This window comes from Pseudonocardia adelaidensis, assembly GCF_039543345.1.
In the GTDB taxonomy this organism is placed as follows: Bacteria; Actinomycetota; Actinomycetes; order Mycobacteriales; family Pseudonocardiaceae; genus Pseudonocardia; species Pseudonocardia adelaidensis.
The window spans coordinates 58,075-84,574 of the sequence record NZ_BAABJO010000017.1 but is presented as its reverse complement, the minus strand read 5'-3'; the positions used below and the strand labels follow the sequence as shown (position 1 = coordinate 84,574).

Below are 26,500 nucleotides of genomic sequence, written 5' to 3'. Positions count from 1 at the left end.
TCGGGCCGGCGCGTCGAGGACTCCGCCGTTCCGGCCCCCGGAGTTCCGTGATCCGGCTGGTTCGGCGTCCCGACGACCGCTCTGATCCCGAGCAGTACCGTCCCGGTCGCTCAGGGCCTACTCGGCGACCGCGCCGCCCGTGCGGCCGGTGCCGTCGCTACCCGTCGGCGCTGCCGCACCACCTGCGGAACCGGCCGGCCTTCCGCGCAGCGGGAACTCTCCGCGGAGCCCGGGCGGCAGCAGCCCCTCCCACACCTGCCCGACGAGCTCGGTCGCCTCGGCGGACATGCCCGCCATCAGGTCTGCCCAGATGCCGCGGCGCGCGGCGAGCGCGAGCAGCTCACCGTCGCCCATCTCCACCCGCAGGCGCGCCGCCGCGCGCTTCATCCGGGTGGCGGCCTGCGGGATCACCCCCTCGTCGACGTCGTCGTTCCAGTAGGCCCGCGTCTCCCGCAACGTCCACCGGTCCGCCCGCGTGAAACCGGGCAGCTCGCGGGCCAGCTTCCGCAGCTCCCGCAGCGCCTCCTCCGCTTTCCTGTTCACCACCGCCTTCGGCACGACCAGCTGGGGGATCCGCGCGACCGCGGCCTCCCGGAACTGCTCCGCGTAGGCCCACGCGATCTCCCGCCACGCCGGCGCCGCGGCGAACGCCGCGTCGATGTCGACGCCCAGCACGCGCTCGTGGTCGGCGATCAACCGGTCCAGCGCCGCCGGGTTCTCCCGAGCCAGCCGGTCGAGATCCGCCAGGGTCCGGCCGGTCAGCCACGAGTCCGGACCGGCGGTCGGGTCGGCGGCCCGCTCGGCCAGCACCGCGACCGCGTGCCGCACCCCGTCGGGGAAGCCTGCGAACGCCGCCAGCATCGACTCGACCGCCTCGTGGACCGCGCCCTCGGCATCGGTCACGAACAGCTGACGCGTCGTCCCGTCCTCGCTCCAGCGGAACCCGGCGTCGACGGCCAGGGGGCGCAGCGTCGGGTCCTCGACCGGCGCCGCCAGGTCCAGCCAGGCCAGCGGGGGGATCGGCAGCCGGCGCAACCGCTCGTCGTCCCGCAGCAGCCGCCGCGTGATCAGAACCCACGTCCTGAGCACGCGCCGCGGATCGTCCTCGATGCGCGGCCCGCTCAGGCGGGCCCGCCGCTGCACCCACTTCCCGAACCGGCCCGTCCGGTCGAACAGCAACGACTCCGCGTCCAGCAGCAGCCGCCCGGCCGGTCCGTCGCCCGGCAGCCGGACCTCTCCCGACAGCGCCGCGGCCAGCTCCTCCCGGCGCTCCTCCCGCATCGGCTCACCGCGCAGCGCCGGACCCAGCGCCTCCTCCGGCATGTGCGAGCCAGGAGGTTTGCGCGCACCCACCCGGCTCGGCGCCTCGCGCACCGGGGCTTCGAGCAGCGCGCTCGGCGCCCCGCCCGCCCGCCGGGCCCGCTCCAACCGGTCGACCAGGTCGGCGGCGACGGCTCCTCGCGTCCGCCCGTCGGCCGACCGGTGGTGCCCCTGGATGCGGAAGCGGGTCTCGTACTCGATCAGGTCGGTGAACCACTCCGGGTCGAGCCGGCCGGACTCGATCAGGCCGTGCACCTCGTCCAGCAGGTGCCGGAAGAGCACCACAGCCCCGCGCGGGGCGTGCTCGGGGTGCACCCAGCCGAACGCGATCAGCACATTGGCCGGATCCGGGACGCCGGCCCGGCGCAGCTCACCGACCGTCTCCGGGTCGGCGGCCACGGCACGGAGCTCCGGGGCACCCGGCGGACCACGGGGCAACGACGGGTACTCCCACCTCGACACGGGGCCCATCCGCGGCGCGAGCCGCGGCAGCGCGCGAAGCACCTGCCGGATCACACGGCCGGCCAGACCGCCCACGGCCAGCGGACCACCCCGTTCGCCGAGCTCCCACCTGACGTCGTGCAGGTGGCGCCGGTCCAGTTCCAGCTCGGCCCGCAGCGGTGCCGGCAACAGGTCGGCGAACGCCGCCCTGACGGCGTCCCGGACCGGGTCGCCGACGTCCACCGCCCGGGTACGGGCCGATCCGGTGTCCCTGGCCGCGTACGGCGCCGTCGCGGTCGCCCAGTGGAGCAGCCTGAGCGCCAGCTCGACCGACTCGCCCTCCGGCAGCCGCACACCGGCCCGCGCGGCCCGCGCCCGCAGCGCCGCAGCGAGCGGCTCGACGTGCGCCGGGACGTGCACGTTCGCGGCCGTGAGCCCCCTGCGGCCCCAGTACCGCTCGAGGCCCCGCCCCAGGTCACGCCGCACCGACCAGCGCTCGGCAGGCGGCATCCCCATCTCGGCGACGGCGGCGCGCAGCCCGGCCCTCGCGCGGCGGAGGGCCGGGACCAGCGCGTCCTCGGCGGGCCGGTCGTGCGAACCGCCCGACCGGTCGGGCCGCCACGCCAGGGCGGCGAGCGCTCCTGCGAACGCAACGCTGTAGACCAGGTCCACCGGGTCGGGGGTGGTCTGCGGGAACAGCCGGTACCCGATCAGGTCCAGGCCCCATCGCGTCTCAGTCAGGGCGTTCACGAACGCCGCCACCGCCATCACGCCCGGGACCCAGTACCGGTGGAACGCGCGCAGCTGGCGGCGGGTGAGGTAGTCCGTGCCGGAGCGGCGGACCTCGGCGGCACGCCGCAGCAGCACGCCCATGACGGCGACCGGCCCGCCGCCCTTCAGGTTCTTGGCGTGCGAGAACAGGTCGAACGGTTCGGGGAGCAGCCCCCGCAGCCCGGGCACGACGCTGACCAGTACCTCCAGCGCCGTCCATGCGAGCGTGCCGGCGAGGATCAGCTTCCAGCTGAGCGCGAACCGGCCGGCGGCGCGGGCGGACGGGAACCCGGGGTCGCCCCGCACGCGCCGATCGGCGGTGTGGCTCGACGGGCGCCCGCCGCCCGGCTCCGGCCGGACGGCCAGTGCGCGCTCGACGCCCTCCGGGGCGGGCGGGGCGAACCCGGGCCGCACCGTGGCCAGGAACGCGGCGACGAGCTCCGGCCCGATGAACCGGACCGGGCCCGACGGATGTCCGTAGCTCTGGATACCGGCCACCGCGCCGTCGGCGTCCAGGGCCGGGCCACCGGAGGCGCCGGGCAGTGCGGGCGCGGCCACCACGAGGTGCACCCCGCCCGCGCGCACCGGGCCCCGGTTGACCAGCCACCGCCCGGCCGGGTACCCGGCGACGGCGAGCGGGGCGCCCACCGGCACCGGGGTCGTGCGCAGCGGGGCCACCGGGCGGTTCAGGCCGGGCACGGTGAGCAGCGCCAGATCGACCCGGCCGTCCGCGAGCGGTGCACCGTCCTCGGCGGCGGTCGCCACCGACCGCGCCGCCAGCTGGGCGTAGGCGCCGAACCCGGCGGCGCGCCGGGTCTCGACCGCGGTGACCGGCAGCCCGTCGACCTGCAGCGTGCCGGGGTCGACGGCGGTCCCGTGCGCGACGGTCAGCACCGTCTCCGGCGCCACGACGACACCGGCGGAGGTGGCGTCGAACCTGCCGACCCGGCCGTCCACCCGCACCACCGACTCCAGCGCCGCGGCCACCGCGTCCGGGCGGCCGGTGACCGGCAGGTGGTCGGGGTGGTGGTTGACCAGCTCGCCGCGCCAGGTCACCAGGGTCAGGCCCGCACCGGCCGCTTCCCCTCGGTGGACGCGCAGGTCCCCGATCTCCAGTACCGGCGCGCCTGCCGTCCGCCATGCGGCGGCGACCAGCCGGAACGTCGGGACGCCGCGCCACGCCGCCGGCTCGGGTGTCCCGTCTGCACAGCGCAGGTCGTCGAGGTGGTGGACGGCGTTCGCCAGCGTGTCGAGACCGAGCGGGCGGTCGGTTCCGTAGTGGCGGCCGACGACGTACAGCTCCCGGTCGGAGCCCGGACCGGGCCGGGCCAGCCGCAACGCAGGCTGTCCGTCGCGGCGGGCCCGCTCGAAGCCCGCGTCGACGGCATCACCGAGGACCGCACGCACCACCGCCCGCTCGGCCAGCTGCGGGTGGGCGGCGACGGCGGCGCGCACGGCGGCCTCGTCCAGGCCCAGCCGCGCCGCCAGCCGTACCGCGGACGCACGCCAACCGGGCACGACGGCCAGGTACTCGGTGATCAGGTCCCCGAGGTCGGACGCCTGCGGGCCGGCCACACCGGGCTCGTACGGGCGAGCCGCCAGCCGGCGCAGGTGGCGCACGCCCGGCAGCGGCATCGCCTGCACCGCGGGTTCCGGCAGCGCGGGGTCGACGATGCGGACCAGCTCGCGCTCCGCGACCAACGCGCGCGCCGACCGCGGCAGCCGCGCGGCCACGGCCAGCGTGGCGGGGTCGACGAACACCGAGCGGACCCCGCTGCGGTCCTCGGTGACGAAGTACAGCAACGCGACCTCGCGGTCGCCCGGCCGCGTCAGCTGGTCGAACCGCCGCCGCAACCCCGCGACCTCGTACACCCGCACCCCGTGCGCGGCCCACCGGCCCTCGGGGTCGGCTCGCCGGTACGTCGCGCCACCCGGGCGCACCGGGGTGTGGGGCAGCTCCCGCACCGCCCGCTCCGCCGCTTCCCGCTCCCAGTCGGTCAGCGCGATCGGTGTCGCGTCGGGCAGGGTCACCGCGATCGCACCGCTGCGTGCGCCACCCCCGCGCGGCGCCACCACGGCGACGGTCAGGTCGTCCCGGCCACCTGCGTCGTGGGCGGTCTGCGCGAGCCTGCCGGCGACGCGGGCGGGATCGGTGATCAGGACATCGCCGGCCGGGGTCGTCTCGATGACAGCCGCGGCGACGTCACCCGCTCCGGGCAGGTAGCGCCAGAGCCCGTCGGTGGCCAGCACAAGCAGGCCGGGCCGGTTCCGCGGGCCCGGGGTGATGGTCGGTTCGGGGTGGTAGTCGCTGCCCGCCCAGCGGGTCATGACGCCGCCGTCGGTGATGTCGCCACCGCGGGAGTCGTCGACGGTCAGCAGCTCGTCCGGCTTCGTCCGGTCGAAGGGGAGGTGGTAGGCCCGCGCCGTGCCGACGCCGCTGACCGTGGTGCCTCCGCCGGCGCTCTGGTAGGCGGCCAGGTAGGCCACCGCCCCGTGCCCGGTCTCGGGCCGGTAGCGCATCCCGAGGGCGCCGATGCCTGCCTGGTGGGCGTCGCGCAGGGTCTGCTCCGGCGTGCGGCCGGGGCGGTCGGCGCGCATCAGCTCGGCGCGGAACGCGGTGGCGAACTCGATCGCCGCGAGCCGGGAGTCGGGGTAGCTGAACACGCCGTCGACGACGAGGGCGACGCGGTCGCCGTTCGGGAGCGCGACGAGGGTGGCGGCATCCTGGTTGGTGAGGTTGCCGAGACCACGGCGGGTGGCCGCGGCCATCCCGGGGCCGCGGGTCTCCTCGTCGCCGTAGGGGTGCTCGACCCGGTCGCGGTGCGGGACCACCGGGGAGTGGCCCGGCGCAGGCGCCGCGGGCTTGCGGAAGATGTCGGAGTGCGCGGAGCGCAGGCGCTTCGCCGCGACCCGGGCGGTCTCCATCGCCTTCGCACCGCCGATGCTGCGGTGCAGCTGGCTGGTCCACGCGTACTCGCGGTCGATCTCGTAGCGCTTGAGCAGCAGCCGGGCCCTGTTCAGCGCGGTCTCCCGCTGCGCACCGGGGTGCAGGCCGTCGAGGAGGACGCGGACGGCGTCGAGCTCCTTCGTGATCTCCTTCAGCCAGTACTCGGCGGTCGGCGGTAGCGGGTCGGCACCGGGCACGTGCGCGCGCGCCCGGTCGGCGGCGCGGAGGGTCCGGTCGACCTGGTGCGGGTAGGCCCCGACCGCTGCCATGGCGGCGGCGGCGTCGCGGCGGGCCTCGGCGAGCCGGGCGTACGCCTCGACCTCACCGGCCCGGGCGGCGTGCAGCAGGTCGGCGGCCTCCGGGCGCAGCGACCGGCCGGGGAGCTGGCCAGCGAGGAACTCGCCCGCCCGCAGCGCTCGGGAGTAGAGCCGGTCGGCGGCGTCGGTCCCGCGCAGGTGCCGGTTCAGCTGGCGGCGCTGCCGGCCGGGTACGACGCGGTGCTGCCACCGCGAGGCGAACAGGTCACGGACACCGCGCACGAACCGGACGGGCGCCGCCGCGTGGTCGGCGGGCAGCGGCCAGTCGAGCCGGCCCGCCGAGTGCCGCAGCCCGTAGACCAGCCCACCGAGGCGGCGCCGGTTGACCAGCGCCTCGTCGAGCCATCCGTCGTGCCAGAAGCGGAAGACCAGGTCGCCGCGCCGCAGCAGGTCGTGCACCGCGGCCACCGCGTCCCGCTCGGCCTCCGTGATCCCCGCCGTGCCGAGCGCTCGGACACCCAGCGGCGCCAGCTCGGCGCTCCCGGGGAGCGACCAGACGTCCGAGCGCACCGCATGCCGCAACCGCGGCCCGGCCGCCCGCCACAGCACGCGCAGCTCGCGGGTGGCGCGGTAGCCGCCGGCGGCATCGCCCTCCAGTGCGCCCATCGCGGCCAGCGCGTCGAGTGCCTGCTCCCAGCCGCTGCCGCCGTACTGCGCCCGCAGCTGGGCGGCGGTGTGCCCGCCACGGCGGCCCGTGAGCAGCAGGAGGCGCTCCAGCAGGGTGGCGGGCACCTGGTTCGGCGCGGTGCGCACGGCATCGGCCATCGCGGCACGCCAGCGACCGCGATCCCACGTCCGCTGCGCGTGGGCGTGCTCGGCCTCGATGACCAGCAGGGCCGCTGCCCTCTGCAGCCGCATCGCCGCCTCGAGCTGCCACATCTGCGACAGGCGCTCGGCGTTCGCGGCGGGGTCGCGGGCCGCGATCGCCAGCTGCTCGGCGACGGCGGTGTCGTGGACGCTGCGGGCGCGTTGGTCGGCCAGCTGCGCGACCGCCTCCCGCGGATCGCGCCGGGGCTTGCTCATGCCGCGCAGCTCGTAGTCCAGTGCACGCAGCTCGGCCCGGGCCCGGCGCAGGTTCGGGTGGTCGCGCTGGGCGTTGTCCAGGTAGTACTGCTTGATCAGCTCCAGCAGCCGCTTGCGCGGACCCTCCAGGTACCGCGACCGCAGCGTGTTGCGGGCCTCCATCGCCTCGGCCAGCTGCGTCGCCCACGTGCGGCTCGTGAGCGCCGGCGTCACCACCCGCTCGGGGGTGCGCCCCTCCCGCCGGGCGCGCTCGTTCTCGGCCGCCTGCGCCTGCGCGGCCCACGCCGGGTCGAACAGCGCCCACAGCTCCTGCGCCAGCATCCGCTCGAAGTCGAGGACCGCCGCCTCGGCGCGCCATCCGTCCCGGCGCAGCCGGCCCGCGACCCGCTCCAGCATCCCGGGATCGGTCGCCATGACCGGAACCACCAGCCCGACCGCCTCGACGTGGTGGTCCCGCCGCCGCTTCGCCTCGGCCCGCTCGGCGGTCAGGGCGTCGGTGATCTCCTGGTCGGACGGGAGCGGCTCCCACTCCTCCAGCGGCTCGTGGATCGCGGCCGTCATCCGCGCCCACAGCTTGCCGGCCAGTTCCCCGGCGAGGCCGTGGTCCAGGGCGCGGCCGGACAGCTCGAACCGGTCGAGCACCCGGTCCAGCTCGCGGCGGTACCGGTCGGCCCGGTGCTGCAGCCTGCCGCCGGTCAGCACCGTCCACCGCGGCGCCCGGCTCGGCGAACGCACCTCCCGCTTGCTGCGGTAGCCGTAGTAGCTGTTGCGGAACTCGTCGGAATCCCGCAGCAGCTTCCCGATCAGCCACACCGTCGTCGCCATCACCGCGAACCGCACGAGCACCGTGCCGACCGAGTTGTCGCCCGCCAGCACCCACGCCCTGTCGACCCAGGCCAGGTTGATCACGATCGCGGAGAGGCCGGCGAGCACCGGGTCGGTGGCCTTGCGCCACAGCAGCCGCGTGTCGACGGGCGAGAAGTTCTTGTAGTCCAGCCAGCGCAGGTACCAGCGCCGCTGCTCGTCACCGCCACCCTTGCCCGCGGCGGCGTTCTTCTGCGCCTGCTGCGCCTTCTTCTTCGCGTACGGGGCCATGAACCGGCCGATCCACACGTTGACGTACTCCGCGATCACCGTGGGCGAGGCGTAGACGAACGTGGCGATCACGACCGCGTTGACCAGGTCGCTCAGCTCCCCCGGCGCCAGCGCGGTGCCGATCAGGCTCACCACGAACGTCACGAGCGCCGACAGGGACCCGGAGACGAACGACTTGATCACCCGCGTCCGGCCAGTGTCCTTCCACTGCGCACCGGCGTTGGCGATGCCGACGCCGACCGCGATCACGACCGGCACCAGCCACCACGGTCCCGTGATCAGCTGGAAGGCGCGGGCGAGGCCGAACCCGGCGCTGAGCGTGTACGCAGCGCCGGCCGACACCCAGGCCCACAGCCGCGGCCGGGTCTCCATGCCGGAGTCCCGGTTGGCGTACTGGCGCCGCAGCACGTAGCGGAACACCAGCCCGGCCGTGATCGCCGGCGCCAGCAGCGCCTTGATCCCGAGCAGGCCCGGCTGGTTCACGAACACCGGCCACAGGTGCGCGACGAGGGCCGCGAGGGGCCCGGCGCCGAACACGGCGCCCGCTCCGGCGAGCACCGACAGCCCGAGCCGCACCCCGTGGGCGCGCAGCCCGCGCACGAGCGCCCTCCACGGCGGAGCGCGGGCCTGCTCGGGCGTCCACACCGCGCGCACCGCCGCGAGGAGACCGGCCGCGGCGAGCACCGCCCCGGCCGGGACGGTCACGGCGCCGGCCCCGACGATCCCCGACAGCCCACCGGCCACGAGGCCTGCGCCCGCACCCGCCACGAACCCGGCGACCTGCGTCCGCCGCGCGCGCAGCCGCTCGGCCACCGGCACGTCGAGGCCCAGCCGCGCCCACAGGCGGGCCCGGGTCCCGGCGAGGCCCCGACCCCGCGTCGCCCGGTCCATCCGACGGCCGGCACGGGCCGGCCGCACCCCCGCGTCGGTCGCCAGCCGCACGGCCGCGGCCCGCCCCGCGGCCAGCGCCCGCCCCGCGGCACCATGCGCGTCGGCCGCGGTGGTGAGCGCCGGGTGCGCTTCGGCGAACCGGGCCGCCACCAGTGCGACCGCCTGGTCGAACGCCACCCCGGTGGCCGGGACGCCGGCCGGCGGGCGGACCTGCGCCGCCGACATCCGGCCCGCGCGCGCCAGCACGCTGCGCGCCCCGCTCTCCGGCAGCCGCAGCGCCGCCGCGACCCGCTCGGCCAGCTGATCCTCGCTCAGCCGGGCCCCCGCCGAGTTGACCACCGACAGCCAGCCGATCCAGCCCAGCTGCTCGGTGGTGATCGAGCGCGTGGCCGCCCGCTGCTCGCGGTGCAGCGATCGCGCGGTCGTCCCCTGCGTCGCCCGCAGCCGCGCGACGCCCCGGATCTGCGCGCGCAGCGCCCGCCCGGCCCGCAGGTGGTCGGCGAGCCGCCGCCACCCGCGGCCCAGACCGGCGACGGCCGCCAGCGTCCCGGCGGCGACCGCCGCCCTGGTCGCCCGCCAGCGCTCGACCGCCCAGCGGCCGGCGGCGCGCACCCCGTCGACCGCGCTCCGCCAGCCGGACGCGACCCGTGTCCCGACCGCCCGCGCAGCGTCCCGCACCGTCGGCGGCGTGGCCGGCAGCGCGGCGACGTCGGCCCGGGACAGCCCGGTGGCCCGGCGCACGGTGCCCGCCCTGACACCGGCGGTGCGCGCGGCGACCGCCGCCGCCACGACATCCTTCTGCGACTCGATCCGCGCGTCGACGGTCGTCCGGACCGCCGTCTCGTGCCGCTCGAGCGCCACGTCCAGATCGGCCGACTGCACCGTCACGGTGGCCCGGGCCACCGCGAGGAGCTGGTCGGCCGAGAGCACTGGCGCGGCGAGCGCTGCCGGCAGGGCGGCGGGCGCGGCCAGGTCGGCATCGGCCAGCCGGGCACGCACCCGCTCGGGGTGCACGGAGAGCGCGGCGGCGAGCCCGTCGACGATCTGGTCGTCGGTACGGCCGAGCTGCCGCAGCCGGTCCGCGAGCGCCGGCACCCAGTCGCGCCGGACCTGCAGCCCGTGCTCTCGCCGCCGGACCGCGTCCAGCGCGCGGGCCTCGGCCTGCTCGACGCGGGCGAGCGGCTCCCGCGCCCGCGCCACGCGCTCGCGCAGCTCACCGGACGCGCGGCGCTGCCCGGGCCACCAGAACACGCCGGCGGCCACCAGCGCACCCGGCTCGGCCGCCCCGTACCGGATCGCGGCCACGGCCGCCGCGAGGCCCGCGGCGAACAGCACGACGGCCCGGACCGTGCGCGGGTCGAACAGGCGCTTCCACCACGGGGGGCCGCGCGAGCGCGCCGGTGGCCCGCCCGCGTGCGGACCGCTCATCCGCATCCCGGAGGTCGACGCGGAGCCCGGCGGCGGGTTCGCCTGCCGCTCCGGCCCGGTGCCGGTCGGGTTCGGCGCGCCGCCGCCGGTCGGCGGGGTGCCGCCGGTCGCCGACGGTCCGGAGCCGCCGCCCGGGTTCCCACCGACGATCGCGCGGACCTCGTCCGGGGTCAGGCCGGTGGCCGCGGCGATCCGCGCCACCGGCACCCCACCCGCGGCCGCCGCGCGGACCGCAGCCTCCAGGTGCGCCTGCCGCTCCGCCCGGCGCTCCACCAGCTCCCTGTTCGCCTCGTCGACCCGGCGGGCCGCATCCCGGAGCCGGGTCGCGACGCGGGGCAGCTCGGTCGTCAGGCGGGCCAGCCGGTCGTCGAACGATCCGGTGGGGGCGCCCAGCCCGGCGGCGTCCGGCGCCACCGTGCGGTCGGTCGCGTACCGGCGGACCTCGGCCCGGTCGAGGCCGAGCAGGCGGGCGACGGCGGTTGCGCGCACCGCGTCGATGCCCGGGTCGGCCGACCATGCGTCCGGCCCGCCGTACAGCCAGCGCACGGTCGCCCGCTGCCAGGCGGCCAGCTCCGAGTCGGCCGTCGCCAGCCCGGTGCGGGCCGCGGCCAGTTCCGCGAGCCCGCCGCGGATCGGCCGGTCCAGCCCGGACACCGCCGACCGCAGGCCGCGGCCGGCCGCCCAGCGCCGCCGCGTGGCCGCCAGCGCGGCCCAGCGTCCGCGGGCCACGTCGCCGAAGCGGTCGCGGGCCGCACGGAGGCCGTCACCGACGTGGCCACGCAGGTCCCGCAGCCCGTCACCGGCACGGGCCCGCACGTCCCCCGCCCCGGCCGGGACGTTCCGCAGCCAGCTGCGCAGGCCGCTCGCCCGCCACCGGTCGCGCAGCCCGCTCGCCCACCCGCGGATCGCGCTCCACCTCTTCACGAGCGCGCGCACGCCGAGGGCGACTCCGGCCGCCCCGGCCGCGACCAGCACGCCGACGCCGACCGCGGTCCACGGCACGTGGGTACCGGGTGCCGGGGCCGGGTGGACGTCGGGTGTGGGTGTCGGAGTCGGGGAGGGTGTGGGTGTGGGTGTGGGTGTGGGGGTCGGGGTCTTGTGGCCGTCGTCTCCGGGCTTGCCGTGGTCCCCGGGCGAACCGGGGATGGTGAGGACCTCGCCCACGTCGATGTGGTCGCGGCTGGCGAGGGTCGGGAACCGGTCGCCCTGCGCCTCCGCCAGCACGTCCGGGTCGACGCCCAACCGCGCGGCGATCTTGTCGAAGGTGTCGCCCGGCTGCACGGCGTTGCCGGCGTCCCCGCCCGCGGGCACGGTCAGCCGCTCGTGCACATCGATGTGGTCGCGGCTGGCGACGGTCGGGAACCGGTCCCCGTTGGCGTCGGCGATCGCGTCGACGGACACGTCGAACTCGGCCGCGTAGGAACCCAGCGTGTCGCCCGGCTGGACGATCACCACGCGCGACCGGTCCGGCACCCGGACCTGCTGCGCCTGGGCGGCCGGTGTCTGCACGGCGACGACCTGCGTCCCACCCTGCCCCGGACCCGGCTGCACGACGCCAGGGCCGGACAGCGCCAGCACCCCGAGCAGCGCCGCGGCGACGGCCGCGGTGCCGAGCACGCGCGCCACCGGGAGCCTCGCCAGCCCGTCCCGCATCCGCGGGGCGAGGACCAGCGTGACCGCGGCGACCGCCGCTCCGACGGCGAGCAGGCCCGCCCCCGGAACTCCCGCCGTCGTCAGCGGCCAGCCGAGCAGGCTCGCGCCGACCAGCGTGCCGAGCACGTGGCGTCGCGTCACCGGGTTGCTCGGTGCCGGTGCGCCGATGACCAGGCGGTCCGTCCACCGCCGCGCGGACAGGCCGGTTGCGGCGGCGGGTGAAGTCGAGGAGCTCGTCGCGCCCGGTGGGCCGCGGTTGCGCACCAGGTGGATCACCGCGATGACGAGGGCGCCGAGCGCGGCGCCCGCGATGGCGAGTGCGGCGAGTCCGAGCGGGCCCGCACCGGCCAGCACCGCCGTGCCGCCGCCTGCCGCGCCCGACGCGGCCGCCACGCCGGCGAGGGCGCGCGCCGGGAACCGGCGCTGGACCGGGGCGGGCTCCCGGGCGGGCTGCTCGTTGCGGGTCGCGACGTCCGCGTCGAGCACGAGCAGCGCCGCCCGCTGATCGGGGCCTCCGTCGCCCACCGGCATGCGCAGCGCGCCCGACCCGACGGCCACCAGCTCGGCCCGCTCGGCGTCGGTGAGGTCCCCGGCGCGGGCCCGGACCAGCAGGTCGAGGGTCCCGGTGGGCCAGGCGGCGCGGTCGGCCGGGCCGTGCAGGCCGCGGCGGTCCCGCTCGAGCAGCAGGTCGGCGAGCACGGCAAGGGTGTCGATCCCGGCCAGCGTGCGCAGCTCGGCGATCCGCCCGTTGCTCGCCGGGACGCTCTGGTCGTACGGCAACCCGGCCGCGACGTGCAGTGCGGCCAGCAGGTCGTCGTAGCTCCAGTCGGTGCGCGCGGCGAGGTCGGCGGCGAGGTACCCGTCGAGGGTGTCGGTCCGGGCGGGGACCTCGGTCCCGGTCAGCGCCCGGCGCACGGCCCGCGTCGTCGACGCCGGCATGCCGAGGTCGGCCAGCTCGTCGAGGGACATCGCGGCCAGCTGCGACACCGACGTGACGCCCGCACCGACGAACGCGGCGTAGGCCGCGTCCCGGCGCCGTGCCGGCAGCCGGCCGACGAACTCCTCGATCCGGTCGCCGCGGTCCCACAGCGCCGATGCCTCGGCCGGGTGCAGCCCGTACAGCTCCACCGCGCGGAGCTCGTCGCGGACCCGCTGCCACAGCCCGTCCGCGCCGGCCGCCGCCAGGTCGTCGACGCCGAGCTCGGCGAGCAGCCGGGCCACGACCGCGTCCCGGACGCCCGCCTCGGTCCGCACCTGGCGGCCGGCAGGCACCCGCGTGCCGAGGAGCGCGTTGTTCTGCGACTGCCTGGTCATCTTGTCGATGACGACGCCGGGATTCTCCGGGTCCGTGCGCAGGTACCAGCCGAGCTCGTCGACCCTGATCCCGAGCCGCTCGGCGATCTGCGCCTCGGGGACGCCGCGCGCGAAGTCGAGCAGCGCCTGCAGCTCGCGGTCGCTGAGCGAGGTCAGCCGCAGCCGCTCCGCCGGGGCGTTCAGGTTCGTCGGGAGCGGGCGGCCCGTCCGCCTCGCCTCCTCGCGGTCGGCCAGCAGCTGCGCGGCGGCCACGATCGTCGCGGCGTACTCCTGCGGGTCCCGGATCCCGAGGCCGCCGCGCAGCTCCTGGCTGCGCTGCACCGCGTTCTGCTGCCGGGTCAGCTCCGCCAGCCGCTGCGCCACCCCGGCCAGGTCGGCCTCGGTGTACCGGTACGGCTGGAAGGACCGCTGGGGGAGCTTCGCCGCGATCTCGTCGGCGGCGAGGACCTGGTCCTGGCTCGCCGGGTAGCCCTCGACGTCGAACCGGTCGGCCAGGTCCCGCAGCCGCTCGTTCACCGCGGGCGACAGGCCCGGGATGTCCTGCCCCGCACGCAGGGCGGCCAGCTGCGGCAGGTCGATGCCCGCCGGGTTCGCCGGGATCGCCGCCGACGCCGGGGCCTCCTCCGGGGCGAGCACGACCCGGGCCGGCATGCCGCTGCGGCGCAACGGGTTCCAGCCCCGCTGCTGCTCGACGCCGCGGGCCTGCTCGTGGGCCCCGCGCTCGGTACGGGCGACGAGCTCCGCCTCCTGCCGGGCGAGCGTGAAGAGCGCGTCCACGGCGGTGGAGTCCACCGCCGGGAGCGGGTTGTCGTCGGCCGGGCGCTCCGCGGCGAACTCGCCCTTGCCGAGCGGCTGCAGGACCGGGTCCTCCAACGAGCGGTGCAGCGTGGAGCTGCCGTTCTCGCCCTGGCGACCGGCGCGGCCCCGCGCCTGGTCCTCGACCCGCAGCGACTCGGGGAACTCGGTCAGCACCACGTGCAGACCGCCGGCCTCGTTGATCGCGTCGTGCCGCAGTCCCTCGGCCTCCACCCGGGCGGCCCGCAGCAGGCTCTCGTAGCGGGGGTCGCGCCTGCTGATCCCCGGGTGGTCGCGCTGCACGATCGAGCGGGCCAGCGCCTCGCTGTCGCCGCCGAGCCGGATGTCGACGCCGCGGCCCGCGCGGTTCGTGGCCACCGTGACCCGGCCCCACTCACCGGCCTCGTCGATCATCCGGGCCGCGTCCCGCGGGCGCGTCTTGGCGGTCAGCAGGTTGTTCTCGACCCCGGCGCGCCTCAGCCGCAGGGAGAACCGAGCGGCTTCCAGGATCGAGCCGGTCACCACCAGGACCGGCCGCCCGGACCTCATCGTCGCGACGACGTCGTCGAAGATGCCGTCCCACTTCTCGCCGAGGGTCCGGTAGGTGACGGTGCCGTCCGTCCGGTTCCGCCCGAAGTGCGGCGTGATCTCGACGACGCCCTTGCCGTAGTGCGCGCGGAAGGCGGCCATCCCGGCTTCCCCACCGGCGGTGCCCGTCATCCCGGCGAACGGGGTGTCGCCGAGGAAGTCGGCGACCGTCAGCGAGTCGAGCACCCGGGTGGGAGCCCCGACCTCCAGCCGCTCCGCGTACTCGATCGCCTCGTGCAGGCCGTCGTTCCAGCGACGCCCCGGCAGCTCGTAGCCGGTGCGCTTGTCGACGATGACGACGTCACCGTTCGCGTTGACGTGGTAGTCGACGTCCTTCTTGGTGATCAGGTCGAAGGCGAGCGCGTTCTCCACGCGCCGCGCGAGCGGCCTGTTCTTCCGGGTCGTGAGGTCCCGGCCGGTCTCCTTCGCGATGAACGCGTAGCCCTCGTCGGTGAGCCGGACCCCGTTGCGCCCGATCTCGAAGTGGCCGCGCGTCGCCGCCGTACCCGGCTCGAGCATCGGCGCGACCCGCGCCGCGAACGCGAGGTCACCGAGCGGCGCCTTGCCCCGGATCGCCTCCGCCAGCACGTGCGGGGTCAGCGCCTCGTCGAGCAGCACCTGGTCGACCTCGTCGATCAGGCGGTACCCGCCGCGGTTGCCGTGCACCGGGCTGCCCTTGGCGTAGCCGGACCGCAGCACGTCGAACACGAACTCGCCGACGGTGCCGACCGCGATGTCCGCGTCATACGCCTCCCGCTTGGCCCGCCACCTCATGCCGGGCCGGATCTCGCCGACGGTCAGCCCGAGCAGCTCGGCCATCGGCCGGAGTGCCTTGATCGCGGCCGCCCGGTCCGCCGGGTTCAGCGCCAGCCACTGCGCGCCCTTGCCCGCCACCGGCCGGCCGTTCACATCCCGCGCGTCGAGGCTGCGCACGACCATCGCCAGTGACCCGGCTCGGGTCTTGCCCTCGCCGGTGAGCATCTGGATGAGGTCCCCGCGCACCAGCGCGAGGGCACCGGCTATCTGCTCGTCATACGGCTCCTGCTTCGTCGTCCGGTGGGAGACCTCACACGCGAGTGCGGTGCACTCGGTGGTGACCTCGTCGATCGTCTTCCGGTTGCTGCGGACGTCGTCGGCGAGCGCGCGGAACCGCGCCCTCAGCTGGGCGTCCGTGTACTCCCGGAACCGCTGCCAGAAGGTGTGGACCTCGGCCACCTCCGGCGCGAAGTCCTTCTCGGTGCGGGCCTGCTGCTTCGGGCCCGGCTGCTCGCCCGGCGGGGGCAGGTCCGACTCCAGCGGGTCGGGGGTCCGGGGGTGCCCCTCGTCGGTCTGCGGCGGCGCCGGCTCGTCCGCGTGCTGCCGCGGGAGGCTCCCGTTGCCGTTCTCGCCCGTCACCGGATCGGGTCCGCCGCCGGAGGTCTTCGGGCGCTTCCCGCTGCCGGTGCCCGCCCCGCTGCCCGGGCCGGACGGCGGCAGCAGGTCGACCGGGTCGGCCGGGCCGGGCTGCTGCTCGGGGGCCTGCCCCCGCCGGTCGCCCTTCGGCGCCGCGCCACCCCGTTGCTCACCCGGCTTGCCCGGCTGCGGGGCGGTGCCGTCCTGCTCCCCCGCCCGGACCCCGCCGGTGCCGCCCTCCCCGGCGGCCACCCGGCCGGAGATCGAGTCGAGGCCGTTGCCCGTCAGATCGGTGAAGTCCTGCGCGCCGAGGCGTCCCTCCGCGATCTCGGTCAGTGCCCGGGCCCGGTCCGTGGCGCGCACGCCCCGGCCGGCGAGCCGGTTGGGGTTGCTCAGCTCGCCACCGAACACCACCTGGTCGTACTGCACGACCGTGTTCGCCCGGTCGGCCCGCTGCTGGCGGAACGCGTCCAGGCCGTCAGCGAGATGACCCAGGACGGCGCCGCGGCCGGCCGGCCGGAGCATGCCGTCGGAGTCCAGCACGAACCGCGCGCGCATGTGAGCGGACGCGATCTCACCGGCGGTTGTGACGAGGCCGAAGCGCAGGCCGAGCGTCTGGTAGCCGCGCAGCGTGCCGAACAGCCCCGGGGTCCGGCCGTTGCGCGTCGTGCGCCCGAAGAGGCCGTCGGAGCCGACGATCCGCCCGGCGTACCCGAGGGTCGTCATCGCGTTGCCGATCCGGGTGAGCCGGCCGGCACCGGCCTGCAGGGCGATCGCATCGGAGTAGCGGCCGAACTCGAACGCGGCCCCCGCACGGCCCGCGGTGACCTCGGCGGCGTTCAGCACGCGGTTCGCCACCGGTGCGAGCAGCGCCCGCGACGCCAGCCCGGCGCCGAGCCGCCCGATCGCGAAGTTCAGCTTCAGCGGGGCGAGGGCGGCGTTGCCGGTGATGCCCGCCGTCCGCATCGCGGCGGTGTAGGCCGCGTCCAGGACCGGGGTCCGCGTCGCCGACCACGCCGCCCGTCCCGCGGTCAGCCCGGTGCGCAGCCCGGACATCATCGTGGTGCTCAGGCCTGCCGAGACGGCACTCGCGCCCTTCGCCCCCAGCGAGATGCCCTTGATGACGGCCCCGGCACCGACGGCGACCAGCGCGATCGTGCCCACGTCCTCCAGGAGCGTCGACACCGGCGCGTAGTAGTAGTCCTCGCCGATCCTGCTCCAGCTGCCGCCGCCCTTGAGCCAGCGGTCGTAGAAGTTCACCGCGCCCTGCGCGACGCCGCCGGTGAACGGGAACAGCCGGGCGTAGTACTCCAGGTCGGACTCGTTCTCCCCCTGCTCGGGCGAGGAGAACCCGACGTGCCCGCCGGTGACCAGGCCGACCAGGCCGTCCTTGCCCATGATGCTGATCTTGCCGATGTTCCACAGCTCGGTGCCGACCGACTCCAGCAGGCCCGGCACCGCGTAGACGACGACGTCGCCGAGGTCGCGGCCGAAGTTCTTGAACCACTGGCCGACGGACTTGTCCTCCTTCACGTCGAGCGTGAAGTACTTGCCGTCGAGCTCGAAGTCGCCGTCCTTGACCTCGTGCAGGTCGCACGCCGACGTCACGGAGCAGGATCGGTTCCCCTCCCGGCCGGGCGCCTTGGAGTGCATCGAGATCGTGGCGTTCGGGCCGCCGGGGTCGTCGAAGAACTGGCCGCCGGACAGCGCGTGGTCCCGCACCGCCAGCCCGAAGCACGTCCCGTTCGCACCACCGCTCGACCGGCAGTCCGACAGGGTGTCGCGGTTGGAGTCGACGTGGGTGCTGAACTCGCCGGAGCACGTGCCGTTCGAGTCGATGCAGAGCCCGGAGGCCAGTGCCTGGCCCTGCTTCTCCCGGTCGCCGCCGGCGGCCACCGCAGCCGCCGCGAGCGAGCAGTTCCCGCGCAGGCCCGTCCCGCAGGCCTTCTTCGACTCGGCGTTGTTCTTGTCGGCATCCTGGTACGCCTCGACGCTGCCGGAGTAGGAGCAGCTCACGCCGTCGCTGCCCTGGCACCAGACGGTCGCCTCGGCCGTGCGCTTGTTGATGTCGATCTTGGCGTCGGCGGCGACGCTGCAGTACCCCGATCCGGTCGTCCCGGAGTCCGAGCAGTCGCCGCGCGCGTCGGCCTTCAGCAGGCCGTCGTCCTCGGAGAGCTGATCGAGGCCGTGCGCGGAGAAGCTGAAGCTGCAGCCCTCCTCCGGCCCGCCCGTGCCGCAGCCGGCACCGGACTGGACGTGCGCCGGGAGCTTGACCTGCTGGCCGTCGTCGGTGGTGATCGTCCGCTCGCCGTCGGCGTAGTACTTCGCGAACGACACCGACGAGCAGAACGTGGCCGTCTGCTGGTTGCAGTCCGACCTGCCGTCACCGTTCAGCTTCTCGCCGTTCGGCGAGTCCGCCCACGCGTCGGTGTGGGTGTGCACCCGGCTGCAGGTGGCGCCGCCGTCGTCGTCGCACTGCGCGAACGCCGCGATCTGCCCCGACTCCTTGTCCAGGGCCACCGACGCCACCACCGAGCACGAGCCCCACGTGCCCGCGCAGTCCGCGTTGGCCGTGCCGTGGTGCTTGGTGTGCTCGGTCTCCGCGTTCAGCTCGGCCCAGGCGTGCGCCTCCTGCGTGCAGCCCGGCCCCTCCGGGTAGCACCCGGTGGCCACCTGCACGTGGGCCGGGACCGGGTCCGGCTTGCCGTCGCCGTCCACGTCCTTGCCCATCGCGGCGGGCACGTACGTGAACACGCCGGACACGGCGCACAGGCCCGACGTCCGGACGCAGTCGGCCTTGCCGTTGCCGTTGATCGTGCCCTCGGTGGGGCCGTTCGGCTTCGCCTGCCCCGGCCCGGAGACCTCGCCGTGCAGGTGGGCCTCGGACTTGGAGCAGCCGGTCGCCCCGCCGTTGTCGCAGTTGGCGTAGGCGGTGATCTCGCCGGTGCCGGGCTTGAACTCGCCGCCGACGACCGTGGAGCACCAGCCGGTGGTGCCCGAGCACGCCGACACGGCGCTCGCGCCGATCTTGCCGTCCGGGCCGGTGATGTTCGCGTTCGCCTGCGACCGCTGCGAGCACGTGCCGCCCTCGACCGCGCACCCGGTGCCGACCACCAGCGACGGCGGGATCGGCGTGCCGTCCTCGCTGACGCTCGCCGTGTGGTACTTGACCACGCCGACGGCCGAGCAGCCGCCCGGGCCCGGGCCCCCGCAGTGCACCGCGCCGTCGCCGGTCAGCTGCCGGCCCTGGAAGGCCGCGTCGATCGTGACGTTCGCGTACTTCGAGCAGGTGCCGCCCTCGGTGCCGCAGTACGAGGTCGCGACCAGCTCGCCGGTCTTCTCGTCGTAGGTGACCTTGGAACCGGTGGCGCAGTACCCGCCGGCCGCGCCGCCGCCCGAGCAGTCCGCCCCGGAGTCGCCCTTGAGCCCGGTTCCCGAGCCGCTCGACCGCGAGGTCGTCGCGAAGAACGAGTCGCACACCCCGGTGCCGGAGCACCCGGCCTGCGCCACCGCGTGCTCGGCGTCGACCTCGACCGTGGCGTACGAGCCGCAGGACCCGCCGGTGCCGCCGCCGGAGCAGTGCGACCACGCCTCGGCGTGCTGGCCGCCGACGGTCTTCGACGCCTCCGCCCCGCTGGAGTAGCTCGCCGAGCAGTTCGACGCGCCCGAACAGCCCGCCACGGCGTTCGCCCAGCCCTTGCCCGCCGCCGCCTGCGCGAACACCGAGAGCCCGCCGCCACCCGGGCCGGACCCGCCACCCGAGCCGGACGCGTGGGCGTTCGCCCAGCTGCGGTGCGTGCCGTCGTCGTAGGACACCGAGCTGGACGCCTCACCCGCGTAACCCCAGCGGCAGTTGGACGCGCCCGAGCAGGATGCGCTCGCGTTGGCGTAACCGGGCCCTGCCGACGCCTGCGCCGACACGGAGACCCCGCCGCCGCCCACGCCGCCACCACCGGAGCCCGACGCGTACGCGGTGGCCCAGTTGCCGCCGTAGGACGCCGACGCCGCGGCGTTCGCGCTGTAGGAGTGGCTGCACCGGACACCGCCGCTGCCACCGCAGGACGCGCCCGCCGACGCGAACCCGGGGCCCGCGGAGGCCTGTGCCGAGACCGCGACCGCGCCGCCGCCCACGCCGCCGCCACCGGAACCGGCCGCGTGCGCGCTCGCCCGGTTGCCGCCGTAGGACGCCGACGCCGCGGCGTTCGCGCTGTAGGAGTGGCTGCACCGGACACCGCCGCTCCCGGTGCAGGACGCCGCGGCCTGCGCGCCCCCGTTCCCGGCCGACGCCGCCGCCATGGTTGCGACGAGGCCGCCGCCGAAGGTCCCCGACCCCGAGCCGGACGCGTTCGCGCGGGCGCCGGCCCCGCCGCTCGCGGCCGCGGCCGAACTGCTGGCGCTGTACCGGTGCGAACAGCCGGAGCCGGCGCTCCCCTCGCAGGCCGCCATCGCGACGGCGGCCTCGCCGGTGGTCTGCGCGGCGGCGCCGGTGGCGCACCAGCCGGTCCCGGCGCCACCCGACCCCCCGCACTGCGCGTGCGCATCGGCGACGTTGCCACCGGCGCGGCTGTGCGCGTCGCTCGTCGAGGAGTAGCTGTGCCGGCACGTCGCACCCTCGCTCCCGGCGCACGTCGCGGCGGCCTGCGTGCCGTTCTCCGTGGCGCCCACCCGGCTGCTACCCGCGCACGCCCCGGACGCGCCCACGGTGCAGTCGCTCCTGGACGTGGCCGTGCCGGTGCCGCCCGGGAGCGAGACCCGGGCGTCGCCCTCGGTGTGCGTGCGGCACCCGGTGCCGGTGCACTCGGCGGTCGTCTCCACGACGCCCTCCGCCGCGAACCCGCCGGTGGCGGCGGAGCAGGCACCGGACGCCGCGCAGGTCGCGCCGGAGCTGCCGGACACGCCCTTCGCACCCACTGCGGTGGTGCGGCTCGACGTCGAGGTGGCGCAGCCGGTGGCGGTGCCGTTGTCGCAGGCCGCGCCGACCGAGGCGGAGGTGAGCGCGAACCGCTCGCCGTCCTCGGCGTCCCGTGCGCTGACCGCGCGCGATGCGCTCGCGGTGATCTGCGCCGCGCACGGGGTGCTGCCGTCGCAGCGGGCGAACCCGGTGGCGGTGCTGGTGCTGCGCTCGCCTGCCGGCCCCGCGACCGCCGACGAGTCGCCGGTGACCGCTCCGGTGCAGCCTGCCTCGGGGCACAGCACCTGGGAGCTCGCCTCCGCGACACCGGACGAGCCGGGGAGCGGCTTCTCGCCCTTGCCACCGGACATCCCGGAGTCGCGCTCGGCGGTGGCCGTGGCGTCACTGGTGACCACGCATCCACCCGCGGCGGCGACGCAGCGACCCGACGTGGTGGCCGGTCCCGCGGTGCCATCGCCTGAGCCGGTGGTCGCGGCGAGGCAGTCCGGTCCGTCGCACTGCGCGGCCGCGCTCGACCGCGAGAGCGTCGCGGGAGCGTCGGTGACCGGCGCTGCGGCCTGCCGTGCTGCCTCGGTGTAGTTCTTCCGCGCGTCGGCCGCGGTCTTCGCGGCATCGGTGGCGGCCTTGCTCTGTGCTGCGGTCGCACCCGGTCGGGCGGCGGCCTCCGCTGCGGCCCGTGCGACGGCCTCGGCCTCGGTGGCCTGCTCGCGCGCCTGCTCGGCAGCGGCCTTGCGGTCCTCCGCGACGATGTCGGCCACGACCTGGCCGGAGCCCGCGGAAGAGTCGGTCTGGACCCGGCAGCCGCTCTGCACGCTCGCGCAGCTGCCGCTGGAGCTGGTGGTCCCGGTCGTGGCCGGTGGACCGCGGGCCTCACCGGCGCCGGTCAGGGCCTGCGGGCCGTCGGTGCCCGTCGCCGAGGTCCGCGCGGTGCCCGAGCACCCCTCGCTGCCCGCGCAGTCGAGGACCGCCGACGCCATGGTCCAGCTGGAGGCACCGGGAACGGTCGGTCCGCCGGAGTTGGCGCTCGAACCGGGTGCGGTCGATCCGGCCGGCGTGGCCGGCTGCTGCCGGCCGGACTTCTGCTCGTCGTCACCGCCGGTCGGCTCCTGCGAGACCGTGGCGTTCGCCGTCGAGGCGGCCTGCACCACCGGCAGGATGACGTTGGCGTTCGGCTCGGAGGAGGCACCGGAGTTCGTCACCGCCTGGCACACCCCGCCGGTGACGCCCTCGCACGTTCCCGTGCTGCGCGATCCGCGCGGCGCATCCGAGACGGCCGGGTCGGTGGCGGTGGCCGCGCTCGAGGCCCGCCCGTCGCAGACACCCTCGCCCGCACAGGCCACCACCGCGCCGGACGCCGAGGCCGCCGAGGGGCCCGCGGCCAGCCGCGCCTGGTTCACCGGCTGCCCGCCGGAGAGCGCCAGCGCCGCGCCGGAGCCGGTGGAGGCGTACGACACCGAGTCGGCCTGGCAGCCGCCCGTGCCACCGGTACAGCTCGCCTCACCCGTCGAGGTGCGCGGCGTCCCACCGGCCACCGCACCGTCCCACGCGGACACCGAGGTGCGCACCGAGCCGGAGCACGCCCCGCCCGCCGGGCACACCACCGTGCCGGACGAGGACGCCACCGACGACGGCCCGCTCGTGGGCCGGCCGGCAAGCGGCTGGCCCGTGGCCGGGTCGACCGCGATGAAGTCGGGCGCGGACGATGCGGAGGAGCTGGTGTCACCGGCACAGCCACCGCCGGTCACCGTGCACTCGGCGCTCGCCGACGTGCCGCGGGCCTGTGGCGTGACCGCCGTGTCGCGCGCGCTGGTCGACGAGGTCGCCGTGCCACCGCACTCACCGGCACCGCCCGAGCACCCGACCGACGCCGATGCGGTCGACACGCTCACCGGGCCGGACACCGCCGCCACCCCGGGTGTCCCACCCGTCGTCGCCGGTTCCCGGTCAGCCACCGTGGTGCCCGTGGAGGCCCCGCAGCCACCCCCGTCGCCGTGGACGGTGCAGCTCGAGCTCGCCGTGCTGTCCCGCACGCCCGCGATGTCACCGGAGGCGGCGCCGGCCGTCCGGGCCGAACCGGCACCCGTGCACGCGACGGCCTCGCAGCTCGCCACGGCGTCGGCCGTGCTCGACGCGGCCAGCTCCCGAGCGGGCCGACCCGCCGTCGCCGGCCACGGGTCGCCGGACTCCCCTGCATCGGCGACGCGATCGCTCACCTCGGACGTCGCCTCGGCGTCGCACCCGCCCGCCGCGGTCGTGCAGCTCGTGGAGGCGCTCGTCGTGCGCACCGGGGCGGCGCCGCCCGCCGTCGCGGTGCCGGTCACCTTCCCGGTGGTGGCCCCGGACGCGGCGCCCGTGCATCCGGCCGCGTCGCCGCAGTCCACGCTCGCGCCCGCCGAGCTCGCCGCCGTGGCATCCCCGTCGGTCCGGGCCGCGAACCGGGCCGTCCCGGCCTCGACCTCGGACTCGTCGGTCGACGAATCGGTCTCGGTGCCGCTCTGCGCCCCGCACGCACCGCCGCGGACCTCGCAGGACGCGGTGGCGGTGCTGTCGCGGCCGGCCCCGGCCCGCGTCCCGCTCGCGGACCCGCTCGTCGTGGTCGTCCCGCGCCCGGAGCAGGCGGCGTCGTCGCAGTCGACGTCCACGGTGGCCATGCTGTCCGAAGCGAGGTCCTCGTCCGAGCGGTCGGCCCGCGACTCGCTCGCCGTGCGGCACTCCCCGCCCGAGACGCTGCAGTCCGCGCCGGCCTTCGTCGTCGACGCCTGCGAACCGGCCGTGACGGCGGCGCGCCCCGCGTCGGAGTCACTGCTCGCCGAGCCGGCGCAGCCGGCCCCGCAGCCGACCTCCGCCTCCGCGCGGACCTCGCCCGCGTCGTCCAGCTCCACGGAACCGGAGGTCGAGCACTCACCGCCCGCGCACCGCGCCGACCCGCCACCCGCCCCGCGGGTGGTGTCCGTGGTGGTGCTCGCCGACCGCGCCGTGCCACCGTCGCGCCCGCTCCCGGAGCTACTGCTCTCACAGGAGCCACCGGAGCTGTCGCAGTCCGCTGTCGCGCCGTCCCGATCGGCCCGGCTGCGCTCCTCGCACTCGCCCGTGCACCTCGCCGACGCCCGGACGATCTCCCCGTCCTCGCCCCTACGGGTCGCGCTGCTGCCGCAACCGGTGTCGTCGCACGACGCCTCGGCCTTCGACCCGCCCGACTCCGACGACGCACCGCACCCGGACGACACGCCGGACAGGCACACCCGTCGCTCGGAGTCGCGTTTCCCGTCGGAGGACTCGCTCACCGACCCGCACTCGACGAACGACCCGTCGGCTCCGCAACCGGCGGCGGAACCCTCGCCGTCGAGGTCGTCCTCGGAGACCCCGTCCGGGTCGCGGTCGGTGGCCTCCATCAGCTCGTCGGTGGCCTCGTACACCTCGTCGCGCTGCTTCTCGTACGCCGCGACGTTCTTGTCGTGCGCCTTCTTCGTCACCTCACCCGAGGCGACCTTCTTCTCCTCGGCGTCGAGCTCCCGCTCCCGCTCGGAGAGGCCGCGCTGCCCGTCGACGACCTCGTCGACCAGGTCGGCCCGCTCGGGCGACACCTGCGCCCGCTCGGACTCGTAGTCCCGCTCCACCTTCTCGTGCTCGGCGGCCTTCTCGTCGTAGTCCGCCTTGGTCGCCTTCCCGGAGGCGACCTCCTTCTTCGTCTCGCGGAGCTCCTTCTCGCTCTTGTCGACCGCGATGCGACCCTCGAGCACGCGCTCGGTCTGCTCGGCGGAGTCGTCGTACTCGCGATCGGAGTCGTCATCGGCGGAGTCGTCGTCCTCGTCGTCGTCGCGCGACTCCCGCACCGCCATCGTGGTCACGAGCTCGTCGGACGGAGGACCTCGCGGATCGGCCGTCGCGCGCTGCGCCGACCGCGTCCGCCCGGACGTGCCCGTACCCCTCGCCGGGTCGTCCTCCTGCGCCGAGCGCAACTGCGCGGCCTCGTCGGGGGAGAGGGCCTCCTCATCGCCCGCCGCGCGCGAGAGCGCCTTCTCCGCCTTCTGCCCCACGTCCTTGGCAGCGTTCTTCGCCGCCTTCTTCACGGCCTTCTTCGCAGAGTCGCCCGCGCCCTCGACCGCCTCGTCGACCAGGTGCTCCACCGCCCGCGAGACGCCCTCGCCCCCGTCGGCGACCTCGCGTGCGATCTTCTCGGCCCGCTGGACGAACCGCCGCGCTTCGTCCCGGTCCGACGGCTCCGCGCCGGCTCCGTCCTGCCCCCGCCGCTCGCGTTCCTTCGCGTCCCGGACCCGATCCCGCGCCGCGCCGGCCTCCCGGGTCCGTTCCCGCAGCGATCCGCTGCCCCCGGCGCGGGCCGCCTCGCGCAGCATCTCGTGACCGTCGTCGGCGTCACCGGTGGCGTCCTCGTCGGGCACCGCCGCCCGGTCGGCGCCGCGGACCCGGCTCTCCCCGGCTCGGTGCCGCTCCCGCTCCGACGGCGCAGCGCTGTCGGCGTCCGCAGTCGGGTCATCGCTGCGGCCGGCCCGGTCCTGATCGTCGCGCTCGCGCCGGTCCCGGCCGATCCGGTCGACGATCTCCGCGCGGACCTCACGGCCGATCTTCGCCCAGCGCTCGCCGCTGTCCTCGGCCGCGTCGGAGTCGCCGTCGCGCCCGGCCTTCGCCGCGCCCGTGTCCGCCGGGTCCTTCTCCGCCGCGTCCTTCTTCACCCGGTCCTCCTTCTCCGGGTCCCGCTTCTCCGCGTCCTTCTTCTCCGCGTCCTTCTTCTCGGCGCCCTTCTCCCCCGCGCCCTTCGCCCCCGCGCCCTTCTCCTCGGCGCCCGTGCTGACGTCCGTCGCCGCGTCCCGATCGGAGTCCCGCGCCTGCTCACGATCACGCGGGCGGCTGCGCTCCTGCCCGGCCGGCCCGCCGTCCTCGTCGCCGTCCTCCTCGGTGCGCGACGCGTGGTCGTGGCGCGCGCTCGTGTCGGCGGAATCGCGGGTCTCCGACGGTCGCCGCTCGCGGTCCGAGTCCGACCGCTCCGCGTCCCCGTCCTCGGAGCGGCTGCGCGGCCTCGTCTCGTCCCGCTCGGCGTCGTCGCCGGACGTCTTCCGCTCCGACTTCATCTCGCCGGCCTTCTTCTCGCCGGCCTTCTTCTCATCGGATCCCTTGTCCGACTTCCTCCGCTCGGCCTTCTTCTCGGACTTGTCGGCCGACTTCTCGTCCGACTTCTTTCCGTCGGACTTCTTCTCGGAGTCCTTCTTCTCGGACTTCTTCTCCGACTTCTTGTCGTCCGACTTCTTGTCGGACTTCTTGTCGTCCGACTTCTTGTCCGACTTCTTGTCGCCCGAACCCGAGTCGCCTGAACCCGAGTCGCGGTCGCCTCCGCCCGCCGGGCGCAGGCCACCCATCTGCTTGACGGCCGCCACCTGCATCACGGGAACGGCAACGGCAGCGGCCGCCGGAGCGGCCGCGAGGAACGCCGCCCCGAACCACAGCACGACGACCGCACCAGCGAGCGTGACCGCCCACCGCACCAGCTGCCACATCCGGTCCACCGCCGACAGCCGCAACCGCACGGCGACGACGTCAGCATGCGGGGTGAGGCCGACGGCCCCACCCTCGCGCACTGACACCTGACCCATGACGGAA

General features: G+C 76.2%; 1 protein-coding gene. It reads right to left on the bottom strand.

The window, feature by feature from the left end:
• Positions 1-117: 117 nt before the first annotated feature.
• On the bottom strand, positions 118-26,493 hold the full coding sequence (locus tag ABEA81_RS22630; protein ID WP_345607286.1) for a preprotein translocase subunit SecA: 26,376 nt from the start codon (positions 26,491-26,493) through the stop codon (positions 118-120).
• Between the last annotated feature and the right edge of the window lie 7 nt (positions 26,494-26,500).